Raw genomic sequence first — 25,432 nt, 5'->3', positions numbered from 1 at the left:
CGCAGGTTTCGGCCAGGCGTCGGGTACCGTAGCGGGTATGGCGACACGAACTTCCTCCGCGCCTAGAGGAAACTCCAGCGGTAAATCAGGCAGCTCCCCGGCCCGGGGCGCCGGCCCGGCTGCGTCCAAATCCAGCAGGTCCGGAGGATCCGCAGGCACCGCGCGCACCCGCCAGCTGGCCGCCGTCGAACCCAAACAGCCGTGGCTGGTCCGGGTGGTGGCCGGCGCCTGGCTGGGCGTTGCCCACGTTGTAGGCGCCGGTGTCCGCCGGATCGGCTCCGACGTCAGCGATCTCGCCCCCGGCGAGCGCCGCGACGGCGCAGCCCTGTTCAACCTCGCCCTCGGCGTCTTCATCGCCACCTTTGCCTGGTGGGGCTTCCGCGGCTGGTTCCCGGACATGGTCTTCGGAATCGTCAACGGCACCTTCGGCTGGATGTCCCTGCTGCTGCCGCTTATGCTCTTCGTCTGCGCTTTCCGCCTGTTCCGCCAGCCCGTTGACGGCCGCGGCAACAACAGGATCGGCATCGGCTTCCTGATCATGACGTTCGCCGGGTCCGGCCTGGCCCACATCATCGGGGGCGAGCCCACCGTCGCGGACGGCTTCGACGGACTGCGACAGGCGGGTGGCATGCTCGGCTATCTGGCCGCCGCGCCGCTCGCCGCGATCCATGCCGCCGTCCCGGTGGCTTTTTACGCCCTGCTGGCCTTCACCTCCCTGCTGATCGTTACGGCCACCCCCTTTGGCGCCATCCCGGGCCGGCTGCGTGCGGCCTATGAGCACCTCATGGGCATCGACCTCCAGGCCGCCGACGGCGACAACCGGGACGGCCACGACCGCAGCTATCTGTCCGAAAACGACGCCCCGGCCCCGGCCAGGAAGAAACGCCGCCGACTCTTCGGCAAGGATCACAGCGACGACGCCGGCCTCGAGGGCTACGTCGGCGACGAGGCCTTCGAACGTGCCCTCATCGAGGATGAAGAAGCCGAGGCCGCCAAGGGCTCCAAGTCCGTGGCACCCGGCGTGCGCCGGCCCACCCAGGCCGAGATCGCCGTCGAAAAAATCAAGGCAGCCCAGGGCCTGGGTACCGCGGCAGGAAGTGTTGCCGGGACAGCGGGGGAGAACGCCACGGAGGCGATCCCGCTCGTCACCCCCGGCATGATCGCCGCGGGTTCGCTCAACGTGCCGTCGGCCACCGCCGCCGCTGCTGCAGCGCAGGTCCCCTCGCGGCCTGTCACCCCGCCACCGCTGCCCACGCCGATTCCGCAGCGCACCGAGCAGCTTTCGCTCGCCGGCGACGTCACGTACACCCTGCCGCCGTCGGACGTCCTGACACCGGGATCCATTCCCAAGGAGCGCACCGAGGCCAACGACGCCATTGTCGCCTCGCTGACCGAAACCCTTAACCAGTTCAATGTGGAAGCCCAGGTCACCGGCTTCAGCCGCGGCCCCACCGTGACTCGCTACGAGATTGAGCTGTCCCCGGGCACCAAGGTGGAACGCGTCACCGCGCTGTCCAAGAACATCTCCTACGCCGTCGCCAGCTCGGACGTGCGCATCCTCAGCCCCATCCCCGGCCGGTCGGCCATCGGCATCGAGATCCCCAACACGGACCGCGAGACCGTCTCCCTCGGCGACGTGCTGCGGAGCCAGAATGCCCGCCGCACAGAGCACCCCATGGTGATCGGCGTCGGCAAGGACGTCGAGGGCGGCTACGTGGTCGCGAACCTCGCCAAAATGCCGCACCTCCTGGTGGCGGGCGCCACCGGTGCCGGCAAGTCGGCGTTCGTGAACGCTATGATCACCTCCATCCTGATGCGGGCCACCCCCGATGAGGTCCGCATGGTGATGGTGGACCCCAAGCGTGTGGAGCTCACGGCGTACGAGGGCGTCCCGCACCTCATCACCCCCATCATCACCAACCCCAAGAAAGCCGCCGAGGCCCTGCAATGGGTGGTCCGGGAGATGGACGCCCGCTACGACGATCTCGCCAACTACGGCTTCAAGCACATCGACGACTTCAACAAGGCCGTCCGGGCCGGCAAGGTCCACCCGCCGGAGGGCTCCAAGCGGGTCATCCGGCCGTACCCTTATCTGCTGGTGATCGTGGACGAACTCGCCGACCTGATGATGGTCGCCCCGCGCGACGTCGAAGACTCCATCGTCCGCATCACCCAGCTGGCCCGGGCCGCCGGCATCCACCTGGTCCTGGCTACCCAGCGCCCGTCCGTGGATGTGGTCACCGGCCTGATCAAGGCCAACGTGCCCTCCCGGATGGCGTTCGCGACCTCCTCGGTCACCGACTCCCGCGTGGTCCTGGACCAGCCGGGCGCCGAGAAGCTCATCGGCCAGGGCGACGCGCTGTTTCTGCCGATGGGCGCCTCCAAGGCCATGCGGGTCCAGGGCGCCTGGGTCACGGAATCGGAAATCCACAAGGTCGTCGAGCACGTCAAGGGCCAGCTCAAGGCGGACTACCGCGACGACGTCGCCCCCGAAGCGCCGAAGAAGCAGATCGACGACGACATCGGCGACGACCTCGAAGTCCTGCTGCAGGCCACCGAACTCGTGGTCACCACACAGTTCGGCTCCACCTCGATGCTCCAGCGCAAACTGAGGGTGGGCTTTGCGAAGGCAGGCCGCCTGATGGATCTGCTCGAGTCCCGCGGCGTCGTGGGCCCCTCCGAGGGTTCCAAGGCCCGTGACGTCCTGGTCAAGCCGGATGACCTTGCCGCCGTCCTCGCCGCCATGAAGGGCATGGATGTGCCCGCCGTCGCCGATTCCCAGACGGCCGCGCTGAGCGATAACGCCAATGCCAACATCGCGCAGGGCGGGTATGCGGAGGACCTCGTGGCCGCGGATCTGGACCGGCGTGGCAAGAACACGGAGTACTTTGACGGCGCTGACGGCGCTGATGGCGGCTCCGGCTCCGGCGACGATGATGACAACGGCTCCGAGGACGCCTGGTCACTCACCGGACGGTAGCCTAGGAAGGTGACTAGCGCCGAAGAAGACAGCGCCGGGCCCGCCGCGCGGATCTGGAACCTGCCCAACATCCTGACGATGCTGCGGATTGTGATGGTGCCTTTCTTCGTCTGGTTCCTCGTTCTCGACGCACCGGGACTGGATGCCCAAAACGGGATGTGGCGCTGGATTGCCGCCGCAACGTTCGCGGTGGCCATCTACACGGACAAGCTCGACGGCGACATCGCCCGCAGCCGCGGCCTCATCACCGACTTCGGCAAAATCGCGGACCCGATCGCGGACAAGCTTCTGATCGGCTCCGCCCTGGTGATGCTCTCCGTGCTCCAGGAACTCCCGTGGTGGGTCACTATCCTGATCCTGGTCCGCGAGTGGGGCGTCACCGCGCTGCGCTTCTACGTCATCCGCTACGGCGTGATCCCGGCCTCACGCGGCGGAAAGCTTAAAACTGTCATCCAGACGGTGGCCATCGTCCTGTACGTCATTCCGCTGGCCTCGCTGGCGCCGTGGCTCGGGGTGATGGCCTTCGCGGTCATGATGGTGGCCCTGGCCATCACGGTCTGGACCGGCGGCGAATACGTCATCGAAGCCCTCAAGCTGCGCTCCAGCGGCATCCGGGCAGGGCAACGGCAGACCCAGGAGGGCAACGCATGACCAATCTGCACCCCAATCTTCACCGTATGGCTGGACTGGCCGTCACCGGGGCGATCGACCGGGGCCTCACCGTGGCCACCGCCGAGTCCCTCACCGCCGGCATGGTCGCGGCCGTCCTCGCCGACACCCCCGGCGCCTCCGCAATGCTCCAGGGCGGCGTGGTTTCCTACCAGAACTCGGTCAAGGCCCGCGTGCTCGGCGTGCCCCAGGACCTCCTCGACGCCGTCGGCGCCGTGGACGGGAAGGTCGCGAAGGCCATGGCCGACGGTGCCCGCAGGATCTGCGGCGCCGACATCGGCGTGTCCACCACTGGCGTCGCCGGGCCGGAACCGCACGGCGGCAAGGCCATCGGCGCCGTCTTCATCGGGATCGCCACCGCGGAGGGCTCGACGTCGTACGAGTACGGCTTCGAGGGTACCCGTCCCGAAATCCGGGCCCTGGCCTGCGGCGCCGCGCTGGAGCGTCTGCTCGACGCCCTGGCCTCCTAGGGCTACCGGGCGTAAAGTTGCCGGGAACAAAAGTCGATTCTCGTTAGTTGTTAGATTGTGACGCCTCCGAAGAGGGGAGGCGCCTAGGATGAAGGCATCACTAGTCAGCCTCAACCGGCGGACTCGATATACGAGGGAGCAAGGCGATACAGATGGTAAAGCAGCCCGTATCCGTGAACGGCGTTGTCCGCTGGAAGGATGTGGGCCTCGCCGATAAGGCTAAGAGCGAACAGAAGGGGCGCAAGATGGTTGTACTTCGTCACGAAATCGGTGATGTACTCCGCGATGTGCGCCAGCGCCAGGGCCGTACCCTTCGCGAAGTCTCGCACAGTGCCCGCGTCTCGCTGGGATACCTAAGTGAAGTGGAACGTGGCCAGAAGGAAGCCTCCTCGGAGCTGCTGTCCTCGATCTGTTCGGCCCTCGATGTTCCGCTTTCGCTTATGCTCCGCGAAGTGAGCGACCGCGTCGCCGTCGCCGAGGGTGTCGCTGTTCCGGACACCGTCCCGCAGGAGTTCGCCCAGCGCTACGGCCGCGACCTGGACCGTGAGCTGAACACCGACCTCAACGTTGAGTTGGCCACGGGCCTGCTCTCCGGGGCACGGTAGCCCGAGCCGCGCTCTAGACGCGCATAGTTCCAGACAGGAGGACCTCCGGCCACGTGCGGGGGGTCCTCCTGCATGCTGCGGGGGGTGCTCCTGCCCACGGGAATGCGTGCCGGAGGGTGTCGCATGCAGTCGGTTCGAACCAGCGGTCATTTACGCTGGTTCGTCGGGGGTCAGGCAGCGCCGGGGCCTCCTCGCGCCGGGGGACATGCCCATTCTTGGCACCCGGGACTGGGCATAATGCCACTATGTCCACCGGCTGGCCGCGGCGCGGAGCATGTCCATTAGGGCGGGTGTCCAGTCCAGGGGGACATGCCCATTCTTCGCACCCGGGATTGGGCATAGTGACACTAAGTCCACTGGCTGGCCCCGGCGCGGGGTATGTCCCTGAGCCCGGCCACCGCACCCGGCCCCCGGCCATGTGCCGGAGGGTATCGCATGCAGTCGGTTCGAACTAGCGGGTGTCGTCCTGGGGGAGGCCGACGCGCTCATAGCTCGCGTTGAGCCTGGCAATATACCGGGCGAGTGTCTCCAGCTCTTCCGCCGGCCAGTCTCCGAGCTGTCGGCGAAAAACTTCGCGCCGGGCGTCCTGCACGTGGTGCATCTTCTCGTCGCCCAAGGGCGTCAAGCGGATCATCTGGGCGCGGCCGTCGAGAGGGTCGGCTTGCTTGAACACAAGCCCGAGGCCTTCGAGGAACGCGACCTGGCGGCTTACCGAGGGCTTACCGACGCAGATACTCGAGGCCAGCTCGGTAAGCCGCACGGCGCCTCGCCGGTGGATCACCGAGAGCAGGCCATACGCCGCAGGTTCCATGTCCGGGTGGAGCTGCCGCGAGAGCTGATGTGAAATGGAGCGGCCGCGGCGCCAGAGCAGACTCAATTGGTTTTCGACCTCTATCAGGCCGGCTTCTGCGGTGTCCTCGGCGCTCCCGGCTAGCACGGGCCCCTCGACGGCGTTGCTCATGGCAACCATTCTAGGGTCCGTCCGCGTCGTGAGAGACTCTATTCGTGCGAATCAGTGATTTTTGGCGCCTCATGGACGACGAATTCGGGTCAGGCTACTCGCGTGTCCTCAGCAGTTCGCTGGTCCTGGCCGGAGTGGGCGGCCACACGGCCGACCAGGCACTCCGGGCCGGTGTACCGCCCCGGCAGGTGTGGCTGGCCCTGTGCGATGTCCAGGAGGTTCCGCCTGAGCGGCGGCTGGGCCGCGACGTGAAACCCCGCTGACGGCGGCACCATTGACGGCAGGATTCTGGTAGCTGGGTCCTGAATGCGAGTCCCGGTGGCCTGCCGCTGAGAGTCGGTTCGGTGCAGCCGGTGCCTGACACGCCGCCCAATTGTTCGAATATTTGTTCGGGCAGGACTATGCTTTTTTCAGAGCGTTATCCACATACGCGACGCCGGCCGGCAACACTGTCGGTGGGTGCCGCTAGCGTCAGTGATGATAGATCACTGATCGAAACGATGATTGAAACACTGATCACAACCATAGGGCCGCAACGGCCACTCCACAGCGAGAAAGTATTAGAGGTGTGAACCATGGCCGCAGCCCCGGATCGTCAGAAGGCGCTCGACGCAGCGCTTGCACAGATTGACAAGCAGTTCGGCAAAGGCTCGGTTATGCGCCTGGGTGACGAAGTCCGTGCGCCGATCGAGGTCATTCCGACCGGTTCCATTGCGCTGGACATCGCACTGGGAATTGGTGGCCTGCCCCGCGGCCGTGTCGTGGAAATCTACGGTCCGGAATCTTCCGGTAAGACCACCGTGGCGCTGCACGCAGTAGCCAGCGCCCAACGCCTCGGCGGCATCGCCGCCTTCATTGACGCCGAACATGCCCTCGATCCCGAGTATGCAGCCAGGCTGGGCGTCGACACCGACGCACTCCTTGTCTCGCAGCCGGACACCGGCGAGCAGGCCCTGGAAATCATGGACATGCTTATCGGATCCGGCTCCCTTGACGTCATCGTCATCGACTCCGTCGCAGCGCTGGTTCCCCGTGCGGAAATCGAAGGCGACATGGGCGACAGTCACGTCGGTCTTCAGGCCCGTCTGATGAGCCAGGCCCTGCGTAAGATTACCGGCCGCCTGAGCCAGACCAAGACCACCGCCATCTTCATCAACCAGCTCCGCGAAAAGATCGGCGTGTTCTTCGGCTCCCCCGAAACCACCACCGGTGGTAAGGCCTTGAAGTTCTACGCCTCGATCCGCATCGACGTTCGACGGATCCAGACCCTCAAGGAGGGCGCGGATTCAGTCGGCAACCGGACCAAGGCCAAGATCGTCAAGAACAAGATGGCTCCGCCTTTCAAGATTGCCGAATTCGACATCATCTACGGCCAGGGCATTTCCCGTGAGGGCGGCATCATCGACATGGGTGTCGAGCACGGCCTGATCAAGAAGTCGGGGTCCTGGTTCACTTACGACGGCGACCAGCTGGGCCAGGGCATGGAGAATTCCCGGCGGTTCCTGCGCGACAACCCTGAACTGGCATCCGAGCTGGAGCGCCTCATTAAGGAAAAGCTCGGCGTCGGCGTCAAGGCCCCCGCCGAGACCGAGGAATCACCGAAGCTGAAGGCCGTTGACGGCTTCTAGCAGGAGGGCGTCCGGGGCCGCGGTTTCCCCGCGCGGAGCATCCAAGGGGGCAGGATTCCCCGCCCGGAAACCTGCCCCCGGCTTCGCTGAGGGCATCCGCTCCGGGGGAGCGGCACTGTCGGAGTCGCCGCCCGGGGAGCCGGCATCGGCGCAGGACCGCGACGTCGATCCAGCGGCCGTGGCCCGGGCCGTGGTGCTCCGGCAGCTGACGAATTCGCCCAAGAGCCGGCTCCAGCTCGCCAGGAAGCTGGCCGACCGCGACATCCCGGAGGACATCGCCGAAGCTGTGCTTGACCGCTTCGAGGAAGTGCGACTCATTGACGACGCCGACTTTGCGGACATGTGGGTCCGCGGCCGGTCCCGGAGCCGCAAGCTGGCCAAGGGAGCACTCCGACGTGAACTTGCTGAGAAGGGCATTGACGGGGACGTCGCGGACGTCGCCCTTGACCAGCTCAGCGAGGAGGACGAGGAGGTCGCGGCGCGTGGCCTGGTCCAGCGCAAGCTCAGGGCCGTCACCGGATTCGCGGACCGCGCCGAGCGTGACAAGGCCACGCGCCGGCTTGCCTCGATGCTAGCGCGCAAGGGGTACCAGCCCGCCCAGTCCTTCCGGATCGTCGGCGAAGTCCTCGATGCCGCCGTGGCTGGCGCCGAAACGGAAACTGAACCGGATTTCTGAATCGGGTGCCGGCCGGTCGGACTGCCGGGTGCATCGCCCATGATGGGCCCGCCGGCGTACGCCGCGCGGTGACGGCGCCGACCCGGTACCCTTAACAGGTGAGTTTGACCATTCCCTCCCCAATAGCCGGCATCACCCCTTCAACGGACACTGCGCCTTTGACGAGCGCTGGGCCGGTGCCGGAGTCCGCACCGGCGCGTGATGGCGTGCAGCCCCGCAGCTATCAGGTGCGCACCTTCGGCTGCCAGATGAACGTCCATGATTCCGAGCGTATGGCCGGGATGCTGGAAGCCGCCGGCTACGTCCCCGCCGCCGGGGAACTGGCCGACGTCGTGGTCTTCAACACCTGCGCAGTGCGGGAAAACGCCGACAATAAGCTCTACGGCAACCTCGGCATGCTGGCGCCGGCCAAGGTTGCCAACCCGGGAATGCAGATCGCCGTCGGAGGCTGCCTGGCACAGAAGGACCGCGAGGCCATCCTGAAGAAGGCACCCTGGGTGGACGCTGTCTTCGGCACCCACAACGTCGGCGCCCTGCCCGCCCTGCTGGAGCGCGCGCGCCATAACAACGAGGCGCAGCTGGAAATCCTCGAGTCCCTCGATGTGTTCCCCTCCACGCTTCCCACCAAGCGCGACTCGGTCTACGCAGGCTGGGTGTCGATCTCCGTGGGCTGCAATAACACCTGCACCTTCTGCATCGTGCCGGCGCTGCGCGGCAAGGAGAAGGACCGCCGGCCGGGCGACATCCTGGCCGAGATCCAGGCCCTCGTCGATGACGGCGCCATCGAAGTGACCCTGCTGGGCCAGAACGTGAACTCCTACGGCGTGGAGTTCGGCGACCGGCAGGCCTTCTCGAAGCTCCTGCGCGCCTGCGGCGAGATCTCCGGTCTCGAACGCGTCAGGTTCACCAGTCCGCATCCGGCCGCCTTCACCGATGACGTCATCGACGCCATGGCCGAGACCCCCAACGTCATGCCGCAGCTGCACATGCCGCTGCAGTCCGGCTCGGACAAAGTCCTCAGGGACATGAAGCGGTCCTACCGTTCCACGAAGTTCCTCGGCATCCTGGACAAGGTCCGCGAGAAGATCCCGCACGCGGCCATCTCCACGGACATCATCGTCGGTTTCCCCGGCGAAACCGAAGAGGACTTCCAGGCCACCCTCGACGTCGTGGAGAAGTCCCGCTTCGCCACCGCCTTCACCTTCCAGTACTCCAAGCGGCCCGGCACGCCCGCCGCGGAGCTGCCGGACCAGCTCCCGAAGGCCGTGGTCCAGGAACGCTTCGAACGCCTCACCGCGCTGCAGGACCGGATCGCGGCCGAGGAAAACGCCCGCCAGCTTGGCCGCCGCGTCGAGGTCATGGTCACGGCCCAGCCTGGCCGCAAAGCCGAGGAAACCCAACGGCTTTCCGGCCGTGCCCAGGACCAGCGGCTGGTGCACTTCTCCGTGCCTGCCGGCGCTGAAGCACCCCGCCCCGGCGATCTCGTCACCGTGACCATCACCGCGGCGGCTGCCTTCCACCTTGTCTCCGATCCGGCGTCGGCGGAGGATTACAGCCTCCGCCGTTCCCGCGCCGGCGACGCCTGGGACCGGTCCCTGGCCGACTCCTGTGGTGCACCCGTGCCGGGGGCAGCCTCCGGTACCACGGGTGTGTCTCTGGGCATGCCCACCCTTCCGGTCCGCGGCCGCTAGTCCCGTGGCACCTCCGCAGGGAGCCCCTGGCGGCAGCGCCGGCGACGCGCGAGCAGGCACAGCACCGGCAGAGAACGCCGCCACAGGCGCAACACCGGAAGTCGCAACACCGGCACCGCCGGTGATCGCCGTCGTCGGGCCGACCGGTTCTGGCAAGTCCGATCTTGCCGCCTCGCTTGCGCTGGAACTCGACGGCGAAGTCATCAACGCCGATTCCATGCAGTTCTACCGCGGCATGGACATCGGGACGGCAAAGGTCACCGGGGCCGAACGCAGGGGAGTGCCCCACCACCTCCTGGACATCCTGGACGTGACCGGGGAAGCCAGCGTCTCGGACTTCCAGCACCAGGCCCGGGCCCGGATTGCCGACATCCACGGCCGCGGCAGACGCGCCATCCTGGCCGGCGGCTCCGGGCTCTACGTCCGCGCCGCCCTGGACATGCTGGAATTCCCGGGCACAGACCCCACAATCCGGCACCGGCTCGAGACCGAACTGGCAACGGCAGGCCCGGCCCCGCTGCTGGCTCGGCTGGAGACCGTGGACCCGGTGTCCGCCGGCAGGCTCGGCGACGCGCGCAGGGTTATCCGTGCCCTCGAAGTGTTTGAACTCACCGGGCGGCCCTTCAGTTCGTTCATGCCCACCCGGGAGTACTTCCAGCCAGCCGTGCAGATTGGCCTCTCGGTGGACCGGGAACTGCTCCGGGAACGGCTCGCTGCCCGCGTCCACGCCATGGTGGCGCGCGGACTGCTCGCGGAAGTGAGGCAGCTCGATGCCGCGGGGCTCCGGCTCGGCAGGACCGCCCCGCGCGCGCTCGGCTACGCCCAGTTCCTCAAGGTCCTCGATGGCGAGTCGGACGAGGCGCAGGCGGTGGAGGAAACCATTGTGGCGACCCGGCAGTTTGCCCGCCGCCAGCTCACCTGGTTCCGCGCGGACCCGCGCATCCACTGGCTGGACTGGCAGGACCCGAAACTCGTGGCCAAGGCCGCCGCGCTGTGCAGCCCCGGCGCGAACGCGGCGTAGCACTCGCGCCGCGGCGCAGCCTTCCAGCCCGCCGCGGCCTTCCATTCCGGCGCAGCCTGCCAGCCCGCCGCGGCCTTCCAGTCCGGCGCAGCCTGCCAGCCCGCCGCGACCTTCCAGTCCGGCGCAGCCTTCCGGCGAGGATGCCGCGACACGTTCCGTGGAGTCCGGGTGGAATATCGGGTCCCTTTTTCAGCGACCGCGCCGGAACGGTAACCTTGGACCATGGACAAATCCTTGGCCGTGGCCGCTGACCGCAGCTCCATCGGTGGCACGGCAGCCCTGAGCGGACTTAAATTCTCCAAAGGCCACGGCACGGGCAACGACTTTGTGCTCCTCGCAGACCCGAACGGTACCCTCTCCATCACTCCCGAGCAGGTCGCGGCCCTCTGCGACCGCCACCGCGGCGTCGGCGGGGACGGCCTGATCCGCGCCGTGCCGTCCCGGCTCCTGCCCGAGGGACAGGAGCTGCTCACAGGGCACCCGGACGCCGAATGGTTCATGGACTACCGCAACGGCGACGGTTCGCTTTCCGAAATGTGCGGCAATGGGGTCCGCGTCTTTGTGCACTTCCTGATCGCCGAGGGTCTAGTGGAGCTGCCTGCCGGCGAGTCACTGACCATCGGCACCCGGGGTGGCGCGAAGACGATTGTGCGCACCGCCGCCGGCTACGCCGTCGACATGGGATCCTGGGAGTTTATCTTCCCGGGCGAGGCCACGGCACGGGCCATGGATTCGCTGGTCAGCGCCGAGGGTCTTGAGGTCGCCCGGCCCGCACTCTCGGTGAGCATGGGTAACCCCCACACCGTCGTCGCCCTGGCCGAGCTCTCCGAACTCAACGCCACGCAGTTATTCACCGCCCCCCACGTGGATCCGACGCCGCCGAAGGGCACCAACGTCGAGTTCGTCGTGCCGTCCGAGCCGCTGGTCCATGAGGGTATCGGGACCATCACGATGCGCGTGTACGAGCGGGGCGTGGGGGAGACCCAGTCCTGCGGCACCGGTGCCTGTGCCGCCGCCGCCGCGATCCGCCATTGGGCCGGCCAAGGCGCCCCGGACGTGTGGAACGTCCACGTGCCCGGCGGCGTCGTGGGCGTAAAGTTTTTCCTCGGCCCGGGGGGCAACGAGCATGTCGAGCTCAGCGGGCCGGCCGCGATCGTGGCTAGTGGGATGCTTTCCTGACCCGCAGGATGCGGAACGACTTTGACGTGCTCTCCCGCGTCACGGTGAAGCTGCTGTCCAGCCCTGCAGCGAGCCAGCGCTGAAGCGAGTCCGACCCCAGGTTTTTCTGCACCACGAGCCACGCGGAGCCGCCCGGCGCGAGCCGCGGCAGCCACAGGAGAAGCAGCGCGTGGAGTTCGTCCTTGCCGATCCGGATGGGCGGGTTGGACCAGATGGTGTCGAAGCGCAGTTCCGGATCGACGGCGTCCGGTGTACTGGCCGTGAGGTTCCCGAGCCCCAGCAGCGCCGCATTCTCGTTGGTCAGGGTCACGCAACGTTCGTTGACATCGACGGCGTAGACCTGCGAATGCGGTGCCCGCAGGGCCATGGTGAGCGCGACCGGACCCCAGCCGCAGCCGATGTCCAGCAGCTTCCCCTGCGGTGCCGGGGCCGGAACCGCGGCCAGCAGGACCGCCGTGCCCTTGTCGATGCCGTCCGGGCTGAAGATGGCCGAGGACGTCTGCAAGCGGCGCGTCTCGCCGGCAAGCTCCACGGTCAGTGGCTTGCGCGTAAAGGCCCCGGCGGGCTGGGCGCTGAAATAGTGTGCAGACTCCATATCTGGCAGATTAGTTGGCCGTCGGCCTGTATGGGAAACCGGTGGGGACGGGAAGACCCGGGCTGTCGCGGCATGGTTCGGGGGAGCTCAACCGGACGCCCGCCCGGGCCGGAGGCAGCGTCGCCGTCTGCTACTGTTGAGGGCATGTTCTCAATCTTCAAGTAGCCGGTGCGGGTCAAATCCCGTCCCCGCAGCGACGCAGGTAATTACCTTCCGCCAATTTGATCTCGTGCAGCGCCCAATCCAGTGTTTCGTCCCTGTCTGGGGCCCGCAACATTTGGCGAACAGCGATTCCCGTCACATGGACAGTTCAGGACAACAAGACTTGGGCGTATATTCGTCCCCGCAGGCGTGTCCAGGCAGCAACTCATATTAATGATTTCCCTCCCTCATCCCGCCGCTCCACACGGAGCCCACTCTGCCCCCGGCACCGCTGCCGCCGGCATACCAGGAGGACCCGTTTGACCGATAGTCGTCAGCCCCGCGCGAATACCGCCCCACACAACACCGATCGGCACTATTCTGAAACTGCCGAACCTTCAAAGGAGACCATGACCAGCCAGCCCAACACCGGACCCGATTCAGCAGCCCCGGACATGAGCCCCGCGGAGATCCAGGCTGTCATCGACCGGATCCTCTCCAAGGACACCCCCGCCCGGACCGAGGCCCCGGCTGCCGCCGAGTCCCGGCCGGTGCTCGGCAAGGCCCAGGCGATCTCCAGGCCGGACGCGGAACACGGCAACTACGATGGCGACCAGCAGGACCTCGAGGATCGGCACGCCCGACGCCGGATCGGCAGCCTGTCCACCGAACTTGAAGATGTCACCGAAGTCGAATACCGTCAACTGCGCCTTGAGCGCGTCGTGCTGGCCGGCCTCTGGACCGAAGGCACTCTCGCGGATGCCGAGAACTCGCTGCGTGAGCTCGCAGCCCTCGCCGAGACCGCAGGCTCGGAGGTCCTCGACGGTATTGTCCAGCGCCGCGCGAAGCCCGATCCCGGAACTTTCCTCGGATCCGGCAAAGCCCAGGAACTCAAGGACATCGTGATGTCCACCGGCGCGGACACCGTCGTGGTCGACGCCGAACTGGCCCCGTCCCAGCGCCGCAGCCTGGAAGACATCGTCAAGGTCAAGGTCATTGACCGCACGGCCCTGATCCTGGACATCTTTGCCCAGCACGCCAAAAGCCGCGAAGGCAAGGCCCAGGTGGAACTGGCCCAGCTCGAATACCTGCTCCCGCGCCTGCGCGGCTGGGGTGACTCGATGTCCCGCCAGGCCGGTGGCCAGGTGGGCGGTGCAGGCGCCGGCATGGGCTCGCGTGGTCCCGGTGAAACCAAGATCGAACTGGACAGGCGCCGGATCCGCACCCGGATGGCCAAGCTGCGGCGCGAAATCGCCGCGATGAAGCCGGCCCGGGAAACCAAGCGCGCCAACCGCCGTCGTAATGCCGTGCCGTCAGTAGCGATCGCCGGGTACACCAACGCCGGGAAGTCCTCGCTGCTGAACCGGCTGACGGATGCCGGTGTCCTGGTGGAGAACGCACTGTTCGCCACCCTGGACCCGACGGTCCGCAAGGCTGAAACCTCCGACGGGCTGGGCTATACCCTCGCCGATACCGTGGGCTTTGTCCGCTCGCTCCCCACCCAGCTCGTGGAGGCCTTCCGCTCCACCCTGGAGGAGGTTTCCGACGCGGACCTGATCCTGCACGTCGTCGATGTATCCCACCCGGATCCGGAGGGCCAGATTGCCGCCGTCCGCAAGGTGTTCAGCGAAGTCGACGCCCGCAAGGTCCCGGAAATCATCGTCCTGAACAAGGCCGACGCCGCCGACCCCTTCGTGATCGAACGGCTCAAGCAGCGCGAACCGCGCCACGTGGTGGTTTCGGCACGCACCGGTGAGGGCCTTCCGGAGCTGCTCAAGGCCATCAGCGACGGCATCCCGCGGCCCAGCGTGAGGCTGGAACTGATGATCCCGTACGACCGCGGGGACCTGCTCAGCAAGCTGCACGAGACCGACGCCGAGATCCTCAGCCTCGACCACGGGGAATCCGGCACCCGGGCCGTCGTAATGGTGCGCGAAGGATTCGCGGCTGAACTGGATTCGTTTGTCAGCAATGACTGAGGCAGCGGTGACGGGGCCGGACCCGGAGCGGGCAGGCCCCGACGGGGACGACTCCGCAGGGAACGACTCTGCCGGCGACGGATCTGCCGGCGGGACCCGGGCTGGTGAAAACCCTGACGGAGCTGACGGCCCTGACGGAGCTGACGGACACGGGCCGGCAGCACAAAAGGGGGCGGGTAGAGCCCAGCCGCACAGCGAGGAGTTCGTCATTGAGCTCCTCGAGCGGGCAGTATCCGGCATGGGCGGCCAGAGCCGCGACGGCCAGCACGAAATGGCCCGGCAGGTGGCGCGCGCGATCGACAGCGGCGACCACCTGCTGGTCCAGGCCGGCACCGGCACGGGCAAGTCCCTCGCTTACCTGGTCCCGCTGATCGCCCATTCGCTGGTCAGCCAGAAACCAACCCTTGTCTCCACTGCCACCCTGGCCCTCCAGACCCAGATCGTGGGCCGGGACCTGCCCCGGCTGCTCAAGACCATCACCCCTGCCCTGGAGCGGCCCGTCAAGGTCGCCCTGGTCAAGGGACGCTCCAACTACGTCTGCCGGCACAAGCTCGACGGCGGTTTCCCTTCCGAGGAGCCCTCCGAGGGTCAGCTCTTCTCCCTCGGCGAGGACACATCCGTCCCGCATTTTGCCGCGGCCATGGGCGGCGCGTCCTCCCAGCTGGGCAAGGAAGTAGTCCGTCTCCGCGAATGGGCCGAGGCGACCGCCTCGGGCGACCGCGACGAGCTGATGCCCGGCGTGACCGACCGCGCCTGGCGCCAGGTGTCCGTCACCTCGATGGAATGCCTCGGGGCGCAGAAATGTCCGCTGGCGGGCGAATGTTTCAGCGAACTGGCCCGGCAGAACGCTGCAGACGCCGACGTCGTCGTCACCAACCACGCCATGCTGGCCGTCAGCGCCTTCGAGGGCCTCGCCGTGCTGCCCGAGTACGACGTCGTGGTGGTCGACGAGGCGCACGAACTCCAGGACCGCGTCACCGGCGCCGTGTCCGGGCAGCTCTCCGTCGCTATGGTGCATGTTGCCGCTTCAGGGGCGCGGAAGCACACCGGCATTACCGTGGACGCGCTTAGCAATGCAGCGGCCAACCTCGAGCTGGCCATTGAAGGCGTCCCCGGCGGACTTATGCCCAAGGGCCTCAACAGCGAACAGTTGGACTGTGTGGACCAGTTGCGTGATGCCTGCCGCGCCGCGCTGTCCGATTCCAAGGGGGACAGCGCCAACACGGCCGACGGCGGCCGTCAGCTCGCCCGCTCCCGGCTCATGGTCATCCTGGAACTCTGCGAACGGCTGCTCGCGGCTCGGGAAAACCGTGAAGTGGTGTGGTTTTCCCGCAACAGCACCTTCGACCCGGCGCAGGGGTACTCCCAGCCGGACGAGTCCGCTCCGGCGCTGATCAACGTGGCGCCGCTGAGCGTCGCCGGCCGGCTGCGCGAGGGCCTGTTCGCAGACCACACGGTAATCCTGACCTCGGCTACCCTGGCGATCGGCTCGGCGTTTGAACCGGCCGCCGGCGGCCTTGGACTGGTCGGCCCCGGCGCGCCCAGCTGGACCGGCGTCGACGTCGGCTCGCCGTTTGAATACCCCAAACAGGGGATTCTTTATGTTGCGAAGCACCTGCCCAAACCCGGCCGCGGCACCTCCCCGGAAGCGCTTGATGAGCTGGAGAAACTGATCCGGGCCTCCGGCGGCGGGGCCTTATGCCTGTTTTCCTCCCGCCGCGCCGCCGAAGACGCCGCCGAGGCCATGCGGCCGCGGTTGGAGCTGAGCATTCTCTGCCAGGGAGACTCAACCATGACAGGGCTCGTGCGGCAGTTCGCCGACGAGCCGGACACCTGCCTCTTCGGGACTATGTCGCTGTGGCAGGGTGTTGACGTCCCGGGCGACTCCTGCCGGCTGGTCGTGATCGACCGGATCCCCTTTCCGAGGCCGGACGACCCGCTGATGACGGCGCGGTCCCGCGCTGTGGCCCAGGCCGGCGGCAACGGCTTTATGAGCGTGTCGGCGACCCACGCCGCGATCCGGCTGGCACAGGGCGCCGGGCGGCTGATCCGGACGACGACGGACAAAGGAGTGGTGGCGGTACTGGACTCACGGCTCTCCACGGAACGCTACGGGGGATTCCTCCGCGCCGCACTTCCGCCGTTCTGGCCCACCACCGATCCCGCGATAGCCTTTGCTGCGCTGGAACGCCTCGCCAAAGAATCCGGGCAGCCGGCCGCGTAGAGGCTGCCATTCAGAGAGTCCGGGTGGAACGTCCCGGCCCGGGTCGCGGCGTTCGCGCCCACTTGCTCCGGCCCGCGGGCGACGGCAGCGCCTGGATTCCGCGGACTTCCGGTGCCGGGCTGCTGACGCGGCGCATTTAGCCTTGCGACGCGCAAATGCCCTGGCGCTGCGGGTATTCCGGTAGCGCCACGACATCCGCGCGTCGCAGGAAAGATTGCGTGTCGTGTCCCAGTGCCCGCTCGTATTCAGCCCACCCCGGGTCGGCGTACTTCGGCGAAAGACCCGAAACAGGGAGCACTCCGATTCTGAGTGCCAAAGGTAAATGCTCCGTCACATAATGTGACGGAGCATTTAAGGTCAAACCGAAAAGTGAGGGAGCGTTCTGTTGTCCACCGCGAAAGGTGAGCGAGCGTCAGAGCCGGTATCTGATTTTAGCTACAGGGAGCGGAGTACCGAGACCACCTTGCCCATGATGACGGCGTGATCGCCGAGGATGGGCTCGTACTGGGTGTTCTGCGGCAACAGCCACATGTGGCCGTCGCGTTGGCGGAATGTCTTGACCGTTGCTTCGTCGTCCAGCAGCGCGGCCACGATGTCGCCGTTGACGGCGTCGCTCTGCCGGCGTACCACCACCCAGTCGCCGTCGCAGATGGCGGCGTCAATCATCGAATCGCCTGCGACTTTGAGCATAAAAAGCTCACCATGACCCACCAGCTGGCGCGGCAGCGGCATCACGTCCTCGACCACCTGGTCGGCGAGAATAGGGCCGCCGGCAGCGATCCGGCCCACGAGCGGCACCATAGCGGTATCCGTGGCGCTGGTGAGCTCGGAGACGGACAGCCCGCCCACGGAGCGCAGGCCGCTCGGCTTCCCGGCTCCTGAAATCCTGGTGGCCCCCTCATCCAGGGTCAGCGGCATGAGCACTTCCATGGCACGCGGACGCTTGGGGTCGCGCCTCAGGTAGCCCAGCTTCTCAAGCTGGGACAACTGGTGGGTGACGCTGGAGAGGCTTGCCAGTCCAACCATGTCGCCAATCTCACGCATGGACGGCGGGTAGCCGTTCTCCGATACCGAGCGCTGGATGGTTTCCAGGATCTTCTTTTGCCGGATGGTGAGGCTCTTCGGGGGCCGGGCAGCCTGCTGGTTCCGCTGGCTGGCCCTGCCGCCGGTGGCTTGTGCTGCCATATTCGCCAACGCCTTTCCCTTGTGCCCGGCTGTCGTCGCTGCAGTTGCCGGAACGTACGGCCCTGTTTTTCGGACTTTGTCAGACCCTGCTGATCAACTGCAGATGCGGTTGTCCTGTGACTCCAACGTAGGCCAGCCGCAGCAGTTTTTCAAACATTTGTTCTAGCGAGTCTCGACAATGTTCGTCTATAAGTGCTAAAACAGAAGCAGAGTTCGAATATGTATTCGACTTTGGCGATGTTCGGACAAGGCGCGACGTTCGGTTCTATGTTCGAAGGTTAGGCCGGTTGGCGGCAAGTACGTGCAGTACGCCGGGCGGCACCGTATGGTCCAGGAGGGCTCAGTTCATGTCAGCATCAAGCGCGTTTCACGACACATTCGGCTACACAACCGACCGCGGAGAGGCATCCGGCGATGGTCGTTTTCTCGGCGGGCACGGCTCCGCGGCCCGCACCAGGCAGGCGCCGCTGCGGTTGACCAGGCGAGGACGCTTCGTCTTTTTCGGCGTTCCCCTCATTCTGCTGGCCGCCCTCATTCTCTCCTTCAGCGGCTTTCTCAATGCGCCGGCCAAGGCCTCCGAGTCCGCCGCCGATCTGCGGTTGACCCCGGCTGTTTCGGTCACCGTTCAGCCCGGAGACTCGCTGTGGGCCATCGCCGGAACCGTGGCCCCGGAGCGTGATCCCCGCGATGTGGTGGCCGACATTCTTCAGCTCAACAACCTCGAGGCGGCCCGGGTTGTTCCCGGCCAGTCACTCGTGGTTCCAGCCAAGTAACATCTCTGGTGCAGTCCGTCAGGCGTCACAGTTTCAGGGCCCGTCGCCGTCTCACTTAAACTAGTTGAGTGACCGACCAGTTAGAACGCCTGAATCGACTCCCCCTCCGGACCAATCTGCGTGGGCTGAGCCCGTATGGTGCACCGCAGTTGGAGGTGCCGATCCTGCTCAACGTCAATGAGAACACCCATGGTGTGCCGGCCGATGTCCGCGCCGCGATTTCCGAGGCCGTGACCATCGCGGCAGCCGGACTCAACCGATATCCGGATCGGGAGTTCACCGAACTGCGCGGAGCCTTGGCGGACTACCTCGGTCACGGCCTGGGTGCGGAAAACATCTGGGCAGCCAACGGCTCCAACGAGGTCCTCCAACAGATCCTCCAGGCCTTCGGCGGACCGGGCCGTACCGCCCTCGGCTTCCCTCCCACCTACTCCATGTACCCCCTGCTGGCCGCCGGCACGGACACGGAATACATCTCCGGGGTCCGCGCCGAGGGCTACGGCCTCAGTGCCGAATCGGCAGCCCGCCAGGTCCGCGAACTGCAGCCCAACATCGTGTTCCTATGCTCCCCGAACAACCCCACCGGCACCGGGCTTGGCCTCGACGTCGTGGCAGCGGTCTACGAAGCGGGCGAAGCCAGCCAGACCGTGGTGATCGTTGACGAGGCTTACCACGAGTTCGCCCACGACGGCACTCCGAGCGCCCTCACGCTGCTGCCTGGCCGGGAGCGGCTGATCGTTTCGCGCACCATGAGCAAGGCTTTTGCCCTCGCGGGCGCACGGCTGGGCTACATGGCGGCGGCCCCCGAAGTCGCCGACGCCCTGCGCCTCGTCCGGCTGCCGTACCACCTCTCCGCCATCACGCAGGCGACAGGCCTGGCCGCGCTAAACCACCGGACCGCGCTCATGGCCGACGTCGAGGACATCAAGCGCCAGCGTGACCGGATAGTCTCCGAGCTGCAGCGGATGGGGCTCAAACCCGCGGCCTCCGACTCCAACTACGTCTTCTTCGGCGGCCTCGGGGATTCGCACGAGACCTGGCAGGAGCTTCTGGACGCCGGGGTACTGATCCGCGACGTCGGCATCCCCGGGCACCTGCGTGTCACTGCCGGCACTGAGACGGAAACCACAGCCTTCCTCGAAGCCCTGGAGAGAATACTGACCAGCCGCGCAACACAGCAGGCCTAGACTTAAGGGCGGAGCCCGCAACCCCCGCCCGCGAGTCCGGCGCCGCAAGCCCTACACCCCGCCTTCAGCCAAAGGACACCTCAACATGAGCAACACCGGATCAACCGCTGCCCTAGGGCGGACCGCGCGTATGGAACGGACCACCAGCGAGTCATCCGTCCTGGTCGAGATCAATCTGGACGGCACCGGCGTCTCGGATATAAGCACCTCGGTTCCGTTCTACGACCACATGCTGACGGCGCTGAGCAAGCACTCGCTGATCGACATGACAGTCAAAGCGACGGGGGACACCCACATCGACGTGCACCACACGGTGGAGGATGTTGCCATCACTCTCGGCGAGGTCCTGCGCACAGCACTGGGCAACAAGGCAGGCATCCGGCGCTTCGGCGAGGCCACGGTTCCCCTGGACGAAGCCCTTGCGCACGCCGTTGTCGATGTTTCCGGGCGCCCGTACCTCGTGCACGCAGGGGAGCCCGCCGGCCAGGAATACCACCTGATCGGCGGTCACTTCACCGGCTCCCTGACCCGCCACGTCTTCGAGGCGATCACACTGCACGCCGGGATCTGCCTGCACATGAACGTGACCGCCGGCCGGGATCCGCACCACATCGTCGAGGCCCAGTTCAAGGCCTTCGCCCGCGCCCTGCGTGCGGCCGTGGAGTCCGATCCGCGCGTTGAGGGAATCCCCTCCACCAAGGGTGCGCTGTGACCGGCAAGGTGCTGCAGGACGGTGCCATCATTAACCCCGACGCCGGCAGGAAGCCTGTCTCGCCCGAGGGTAAGCCCACGGTTACGGTGCTGGACTACGGCTCCGGCAACATCCGCTCGGCCGTTCGCGCGCTCGAGCGCGCCGGTGCCGAGGTTATCCTCAGCGCCAAGCCGGAGGACGTGCTTAATGCCGACGGCCTCGTCGTCCCGGGAGTCGGCGCCTTCGAAACTGTCATGCGCGAGCTCAAAGCCGTTGACGCCATCCGCATGATCGGACGCCGCGTTGCCGGTGGCCGGCCGGTGCTGGCCATCTGCGTGGGCCTCCAGATCCTGTTCGAGGCCGGCGTGGAGCACGGCACCGAGGCCCCGGGCATGGGGGAGTGGCCCGGCAAAGTCGAGCTGCTGCCGGCCGAGGTGGTACCGCACATGGGTTGGAACACGGTGTCCGTGCCGGCCGGTTCCCAGCTCTTCGCCGGTGTCGAGAGCGAGCGCTTCTACTTCGTGCACTCCTACGGTGTGCAGCACTGGGACTTCGACGTGATCCAGCCCCGCATGACGGCGCCCCTGGTCACCTGGTCCGAGCACGGTGCCCCGTTCATCGCGGCCGTGGAAAACGGCCCTCTCTGCGCCACCCAGTTCCACCCGGAGAAGTCCGGCGACGCCGGGGCGCGCCTGTTGCGCAACTGGGTCGAGGGCCTGCGCACCGGCTCCGGGACCGCTGCCGTCCCGGATGTCAAAGCGGAATCCGCCGCGCCGGAAGCGACCGCCTAAATGTGGTCGATCGTGCTCATGGGCCTCGCCGGGCTACTGATTGGCGGGGCGCTGTCGTTCCGACAGCAGAAGAGCCCTCGCTGGGTCCAGATCGTGTTCTATGCACTGGCCGGGATGTCGCTGCTGGCCGCCTATCTCCTGACCCTGCCCGCCGGTTAGCTGCCGGCCAACCGCCAGCAACCGGCCGGCAGCAACCCGACCACCGCCATCCGCTGAGAAACTGAGGATCCCACGATGACCATCGAAACCCCGCTGCCCGTCCTTGAACTGCTGCCCGCCGTCGACGTCGTCAATGGCCAGGCCGTCCGCCTCGTCCAGGGCGAGGCCGGCAGCGAAACCAGCTACGGCACGCCGCTGGAAGCCGCGCTGAGCTGGCAGCAGCAGGGCGCGGAGTGGGTCCATCTGGTCGACCTTGACGCCGCGTTCGGCCGGGGCTCCAACGCGGAACTGCTTCGCGAAGTGGTGGGACGGCTGGACATCAAGGTGGAGCTCTCCGGCGGCCTGCGCGACGACGAATCCCTGGCGAACGCCCTCGAGCTTGGCGTTGCCCGGGTGAACCTGGGAACCGCTGCCCTGGAAAACCCGGAGTGGACTGCCCGGGTGATCGAGCGCTTCGGCGACAAGATCGCCGTCGGACTGGACGTCCGCGGCACCACCCTCGCCGGCCGCGGCTGGACCAGGGAAGGCGGAGACCTCTGGGACGTCCTCGGCCGGCTCGAAGAGGCCGGCTGCGCCCGCTACGTCGTCACGGATGTGACCAAAGACGGCACCCTCAAGGGCCCCAACATCGAACTCCTGCGCCAGATGGTCGAGAAGACCGGCAAGCCCGTCGTCGCCTCCGGCGGCATCTCCAGCCTCGACGACCTCAAAGTCCTGCGCTCCCTCGTGCCGCTCGGCGTCGAGGGCGCGATTGTCGGCAAGGCCCTCTACCACGGCAACTTCACACTGCCCGAGGCCCTAGACGTGGCCGGCCGCCGCTAGCAGGTCCGCGGTATGAAGCACCAGCCTGAAGGCGAGAACGCAACACCTTCCCGGCAGCTGCCGGGCCATATTGCCGCGGCCCTGGCCGGCGCCGGCCGGGCGACGGACTCGGCCGGCCGGCCCTGGTCCGGCCGAAGCCTGGCCGGCGAGGACGCCAGGATCCACAATTTCGCGGACGACGACGGCATGGCCGACCCCGGCTACCTCGCCGCCATGGCGGCCCTCGCGGCAGGGGAAGGTGACGAAGCCGGCGTAGTCGCCGCGCTGTCCACCGCCCGGGTCTTCGTGCCGATCCTCGCCCAGCTCGCCGAAGAAGGCGAAGGCGTGACGCGCCCGGCGGTGGACACCATGAACGGTGACAAGCTGCACGGTGACAAGCTCCACGGTGACAAGCAGGCCGATATGGCCCTCGTGACGTTGAAGGCGCCCGACGGCCGGACCGCGATGCCACTGTTCACCTCGGCCGCGGCGCTTGAAGCCTGGCATCCCGAGGCACGGCCCGTTGCCGTGTATGCAGCCCGCGCCGCGCTGTCCGCCGTCGCGGAAGGGGCCGAACTGCTGGTGCTCGATCCCGGCTCCGCCGTCACATTCGTGGTGCGACGGCCGGCCGTCTGGGCCTTGGCGCAGCAGCGGCCATGGACACCGGCGTATGCTGATCCCGAGCTGGCGCAGTCCCTCGGGTTGGCGGCGGTAGGCTTTCCGGAGGTCCGGCGTGTAGAAATTCAGCCAGGCGGTGGAGTTGCCTCGGTTGCCGCCGACGGACGCCGGTACCCCGGCGGTGGCGCCGGCCCGGAAGTCCGGGTGGTCCTGTACCTGGAAGACGGTCTCGACGCCGACGGTGTGCAGCTGATCGTGGCAGGCCTGAATACCGCGTGGGGCCGGAATGAAATGTTTGCCGAACGGGTTGATTCGATCGAGGTCAAGTTACAGCGTGCAGCACCGTAGCTGACAGCCAGCGGGAGACCTCCCGGTGCCGCCGGGGGAAGTACCAGAAGGAAATAGTTTCGTGAACTTCGCGCTCTACCGGGAACTGCTGGCCGTGCGGCCGGTCAGGCGGCTGCTGCTGGTCGGGATGATCGCCCGAATACCGCACTCGGCCGCGGGTGTGCTGCTGACCCTGCACATTGTGCTGACCCTGGGCCAGGGCTATGCCGCCGCTGGCGCCGCAGCAGCCGTCATGACCATCGGCATCGCCGTCGGGGCACCCTGGCGGGGCCGGCGGGTCGACACCGTGGGCCTGCGCAGGGCCCTGATCCCGTCAGTCATATCCGAGACGGTCATCTGGTCAATTGTGCCGCACGTGTCCTACGAGCTGCTGCTGCCGCTGGTCTTCGTCGGTGGCCTGCTCACGCTGCCAATCTTCAGCGTGGTGCGACAGTCCCTCGGCGTACTTGCCACGGGGGAGCAGCGTCGGACGGCCTTCGCCTTGGACGCGATCTCCACGGAATTGGTCTTTATGATCGGGCCCGCTGCCGGCGCCCTCGTCGCCACCGCCGGACACTCGGTCGTGGGGCTCACCATCGTCGGCGCTGCCACCTCGGTGTCAGGACTCTTCCTCATGTGGTTCAACCCGCCGACCCGCACCGCCGTTCCTGATGCCGGATTCGAAGCGGACCAGCTGGAATGCGCGGAAGCCGCCGTCGTCGCCGCCGCGCCGGCCCACCTGCAGGAAGCGGCCGCAGAGCTGGCGCCCTTGGCGTCCGCCGCGGAAAGGCGGCAGAGCGGGTCCGGGCTGCGGCACAAGGTCATCCACAATTTCGCTTGGTTCACCGCCGCCGTGGGCGCCGTCTTCGCCGTCGCGGCCGGGGCAGGCATGGTGCTCAGCGGCACCGACGTGGGGATCGTTGCGGCTCTCGAGGCCGGTGGACACCAGGCCGAGATCGGCCTCGTGTTCCTCTTCTGGTGCGCGGCCTCGGTGGTCGGCGGGCTCATCTACGGCGCCCTGCACCGGCCGATCTCTCCGATCCTGCTGCTCCTTGGCATGTCAGCCCTGTCCATTCCCATGGCGTTTGCGCAGGACACCTGGACACTGAGCCTGCTCTCGCTCCTGCCGGGGCTGCTGTGCGCCCCGGTCCTCTCGGCAGCCTCGGAGAAGGTTGCCGCACTCGTCGACGAGCGCCGCCGTGGCGAGGCGATGGGCTGGTACGGATCGGCGCTCACCGGCGGGGTGGCCCTCGGGGCGCCGCTGGCCGGACTCTTCATCGACGGCGTCGGACCGGGGGCCGGTTTCGCCGCCGTGGGAGTGGCCGGCGTCGTGCTGTGCCTCGTGGGACTTGTGCTGCAGCACCGCCGCCGGCTCCGGCTGGTCTCCACCGCGTAAGCAGCGGCGCGGTCCCGACGGCGCTGTTCCAGCGGCGTTCGTCAGCGACGGACGATGACTGACGACGATCGAGAACGACGATGGTCAAACGAAGCCTGCGTTAACGACGACGGCGGCCGGACCACCGTGGTCCGGCCGCCGGCGCGAAGTGATTGGCTACTGCCTGGTTCCTGCGATGTTAGCTGACCGGGCCGGTGTACTTCTCGCCCGGACCCTTGCCCGGGGCATCCGGAATGATCGATTCCTCGCGGAACGCCAGCTGCAGCGACCGCAGCCCGTCGCGCAGGGGGCCGGCATGCTGCGATCCGATCTCAGGCGCGGCCGCAGTGACCAGGCCAGCGAGGGCCGTGATCAGCTTCCGGGCCTCGTCCAGGTCCTTGAGCTCTTCGGCGTTCTCCTCGGCGGCCAGGCCGAGCTTTACGGCGGCGGCACTCATGAGGTGCACAGCGGCGGTGGTAATGACCTCGATCGCAGGAACCTCGGAGATGTCGCGGATCTGCTGTGAGACATCGGCCTGGGCGCCGGCGGGCTCGTAGACGTGTGAATTACGCTCTGTTGTGCTCATGCTGGTAAGCTTGTCACAGACCGACTGGATGTCGTTATTTTCACTGCTCAGAGTTGAACGGCGGTGAATGACTACAGGTGGAATCCCCGTTGACCCAACCATGATCAGTTATGGATGTGC

At 67.1% G+C, this 25,432-nt stretch carries 24 protein-coding genes; 20 read left to right on the top strand and 4 right to left on the bottom strand.

Annotated features, from left to right (window positions below; all coding sequences use genetic code 11):
- Window positions 1-37: 37 nt before the first annotated feature.
- The 4 genes from AC50X6_RS13680 to AC50X6_RS13665 all read left to right on the top strand — a co-directional run bounded on the left by AC50X6_RS13680 (window position 38) and on the right by AC50X6_RS13665 (window position 4,724).
- On the top strand, window positions 38-2,980 hold the full coding sequence (locus AC50X6_RS13680) for an FtsK/SpoIIIE family DNA translocase (RefSeq protein WP_494966750.1): 2,943 nt from the start codon (window positions 38-40) through the stop codon (window positions 2,978-2,980).
- A gap of 9 nt (window positions 2,981-2,989) precedes the next feature.
- Complete coding sequence (pgsA, locus tag AC50X6_RS13675) at window positions 2,990-3,631, top strand: CDP-diacylglycerol--glycerol-3-phosphate 3-phosphatidyltransferase (protein ID WP_494966749.1); 642 nt, start codon at window positions 2,990-2,992, stop codon at window positions 3,629-3,631.
- The gene (locus tag AC50X6_RS13670) at window positions 3,628-4,119 is read left to right on the top strand and encodes a CinA family protein (RefSeq protein ID WP_494966748.1); all 492 of its coding nucleotides are present in this window, start codon (window positions 3,628-3,630) and stop codon (window positions 4,117-4,119) included. Before pgsA ends, AC50X6_RS13670 begins: the two co-directional genes overlap by 4 nt.
- Window positions 4,120-4,271: 152 nt before the next feature.
- A complete protein-coding gene (locus AC50X6_RS13665; protein WP_494966747.1) occupies window positions 4,272-4,724 on the top strand; it encodes a helix-turn-helix domain-containing protein in 453 nt (150 codons plus the stop codon).
- Between the two features lie 451 nt (window positions 4,725-5,175).
- Here AC50X6_RS13665 and AC50X6_RS13660 read toward each other — a convergent pair whose 3' ends face one another.
- Window positions 5,176-5,685, bottom strand: a complete 510-nt coding sequence (locus tag AC50X6_RS13660; RefSeq protein WP_494966746.1) for a MarR family winged helix-turn-helix transcriptional regulator — start codon at window positions 5,683-5,685, stop codon at window positions 5,176-5,178.
- Window positions 5,686-5,729: 44 nt separating this feature from the next.
- Here AC50X6_RS13660 and AC50X6_RS13655 point away from each other — a divergent pair, with 44 nt between their 5' ends.
- The 6 genes from AC50X6_RS13655 (at window position 5,730) to dapF (ending at window position 11,880) form a co-directional block, all read left to right on the top strand.
- Window positions 5,730-5,948 (top strand): DUF3046 domain-containing protein, encoded by a 219-nt coding sequence (locus AC50X6_RS13655; RefSeq protein ID WP_494966745.1) that lies wholly within the window; start codon window positions 5,730-5,732, stop codon window positions 5,946-5,948.
- Between the two features lie 312 nt (window positions 5,949-6,260).
- Window positions 6,261-7,313: a recombinase RecA gene (gene recA / locus AC50X6_RS13650; RefSeq protein ID WP_494966744.1), complete on the top strand. Its 1,053-nt coding sequence runs from the start codon at window positions 6,261-6,263 to the stop codon at window positions 7,311-7,313.
- Between the two features lie 178 nt (window positions 7,314-7,491).
- Window positions 7,492-7,989, top strand: a complete 498-nt coding sequence (locus tag AC50X6_RS13645; RefSeq protein WP_494966793.1) for a regulatory protein RecX — start codon at window positions 7,492-7,494, stop codon at window positions 7,987-7,989.
- A gap of 98 nt (window positions 7,990-8,087) precedes the next feature.
- Window positions 8,088-9,680, top strand: coding sequence for a tRNA (N6-isopentenyl adenosine(37)-C2)-methylthiotransferase MiaB (miaB, locus tag AC50X6_RS13640; protein WP_494966743.1), 1,593 nt, complete (start codon window positions 8,088-8,090; stop codon window positions 9,678-9,680).
- 121 nt (window positions 9,681-9,801) lie between these two features.
- On the top strand, window positions 9,802-10,701 hold the full coding sequence (gene miaA, locus AC50X6_RS13635) for a tRNA (adenosine(37)-N6)-dimethylallyltransferase MiaA (RefSeq protein WP_494966792.1): 900 nt from the start codon (window positions 9,802-9,804) through the stop codon (window positions 10,699-10,701).
- 222 nt (window positions 10,702-10,923) lie between these two features.
- On the top strand, window positions 10,924-11,880 hold the full coding sequence (dapF, locus tag AC50X6_RS13630; protein ID WP_494966742.1) for a diaminopimelate epimerase: 957 nt from the start codon (window positions 10,924-10,926) through the stop codon (window positions 11,878-11,880).
- Here the strand turns inward: dapF and AC50X6_RS13625 are convergent.
- The gene (locus AC50X6_RS13625) at window positions 11,861-12,475 is read right to left on the bottom strand and encodes a class I SAM-dependent methyltransferase (RefSeq protein WP_494966741.1); all 615 of its coding nucleotides are present in this window, start codon (window positions 12,473-12,475) and stop codon (window positions 11,861-11,863) included. The genes dapF and AC50X6_RS13625 overlap by 20 nt on opposite strands.
- A gap of 551 nt (window positions 12,476-13,026) precedes the next feature.
- On the opposite strand from AC50X6_RS13625, the gene hflX reads away from it, so the two are divergent.
- Together hflX and AC50X6_RS13615 are read left to right on the top strand one after the other, a co-directional pair.
- Window positions 13,027-14,595 (top strand): GTPase HflX, encoded by a 1,569-nt coding sequence (gene hflX / locus AC50X6_RS13620; RefSeq protein ID WP_494966740.1) that lies wholly within the window; start codon window positions 13,027-13,029, stop codon window positions 14,593-14,595.
- Window positions 14,588-16,819, top strand: coding sequence for an ATP-dependent DNA helicase (locus AC50X6_RS13615; RefSeq protein WP_494966739.1), 2,232 nt, complete (start codon window positions 14,588-14,590; stop codon window positions 16,817-16,819). Before hflX ends, AC50X6_RS13615 begins: the two co-directional genes overlap by 8 nt.
- A gap of 435 nt (window positions 16,820-17,254) precedes the next feature.
- Here AC50X6_RS13615 and lexA read toward each other — a convergent pair whose 3' ends face one another.
- Entirely contained in the window at window positions 17,255-18,004 is a 750-nt protein-coding gene (gene lexA / locus AC50X6_RS13610; RefSeq protein WP_494966738.1) for a transcriptional repressor LexA, read from the bottom strand.
- 347 nt (window positions 18,005-18,351) lie between these two features.
- Between lexA and AC50X6_RS13605 the strand changes: the two genes are divergently transcribed.
- The 8 genes from AC50X6_RS13605 to AC50X6_RS13570 all read left to right on the top strand — a co-directional run bounded on the left by AC50X6_RS13605 (window position 18,352) and on the right by AC50X6_RS13570 (window position 24,747).
- Window positions 18,352-18,777 carry a LysM peptidoglycan-binding domain-containing protein gene (locus tag AC50X6_RS13605; RefSeq protein ID WP_494966737.1) on the top strand — a complete coding sequence of 142 codons (426 nt, stop codon included), beginning with the start codon at window positions 18,352-18,354 and terminating at the stop codon, window positions 18,775-18,777.
- A gap of 68 nt (window positions 18,778-18,845) precedes the next feature.
- Window positions 18,846-19,964: a histidinol-phosphate transaminase gene (locus AC50X6_RS13600; RefSeq protein ID WP_494966736.1), complete on the top strand. Its 1,119-nt coding sequence runs from the start codon at window positions 18,846-18,848 to the stop codon at window positions 19,962-19,964.
- Between the two features lie 85 nt (window positions 19,965-20,049).
- A complete protein-coding gene (gene hisB, locus AC50X6_RS13595; protein ID WP_494966735.1) occupies window positions 20,050-20,676 on the top strand; it encodes an imidazoleglycerol-phosphate dehydratase HisB in 627 nt (208 codons plus the stop codon).
- Window positions 20,673-21,446 (top strand): imidazole glycerol phosphate synthase subunit HisH, encoded by a 774-nt coding sequence (hisH, locus tag AC50X6_RS13590; protein WP_494966734.1) that lies wholly within the window; start codon window positions 20,673-20,675, stop codon window positions 21,444-21,446. Before hisB ends, hisH begins: the two co-directional genes overlap by 4 nt.
- Window positions 21,447-21,605 carry a CG2302 family histidine operon protein gene (locus AC50X6_RS13585; RefSeq protein ID WP_326966946.1) on the top strand — a complete coding sequence of 53 codons (159 nt, stop codon included), beginning with the start codon at window positions 21,447-21,449 and terminating at the stop codon, window positions 21,603-21,605.
- A gap of 75 nt (window positions 21,606-21,680) precedes the next feature.
- Window positions 21,681-22,427: a bifunctional 1-(5-phosphoribosyl)-5-((5-phosphoribosylamino)methylideneamino)imidazole-4-carboxamide isomerase/phosphoribosylanthranilate isomerase PriA gene (gene priA, locus AC50X6_RS13580; protein WP_494966733.1), complete on the top strand. Its 747-nt coding sequence runs from the start codon at window positions 21,681-21,683 to the stop codon at window positions 22,425-22,427.
- Between the two features lie 12 nt (window positions 22,428-22,439).
- On the top strand, window positions 22,440-23,372 hold the full coding sequence (locus AC50X6_RS13575; RefSeq protein WP_494966732.1) for an SseB family protein: 933 nt from the start codon (window positions 22,440-22,442) through the stop codon (window positions 23,370-23,372).
- Between the two features lie 61 nt (window positions 23,373-23,433).
- A complete protein-coding gene (locus tag AC50X6_RS13570; protein ID WP_494966731.1) occupies window positions 23,434-24,747 on the top strand; it encodes an MFS transporter in 1,314 nt (437 codons plus the stop codon).
- A gap of 178 nt (window positions 24,748-24,925) precedes the next feature.
- On the opposite strand, the gene AC50X6_RS13565 is transcribed toward AC50X6_RS13570, so the two are convergent.
- Complete coding sequence (locus AC50X6_RS13565) at window positions 24,926-25,312, bottom strand: DUF1844 domain-containing protein (RefSeq protein WP_494966730.1); 387 nt, start codon at window positions 25,310-25,312, stop codon at window positions 24,926-24,928.
- Window positions 25,313-25,432 lie beyond the last annotated feature (120 nt).

This window comes from Pseudarthrobacter sp. HLT1-7 (assembly GCF_059383435.1).
This window is presented reverse-complemented; position numbering and strand designations above follow the sequence as displayed.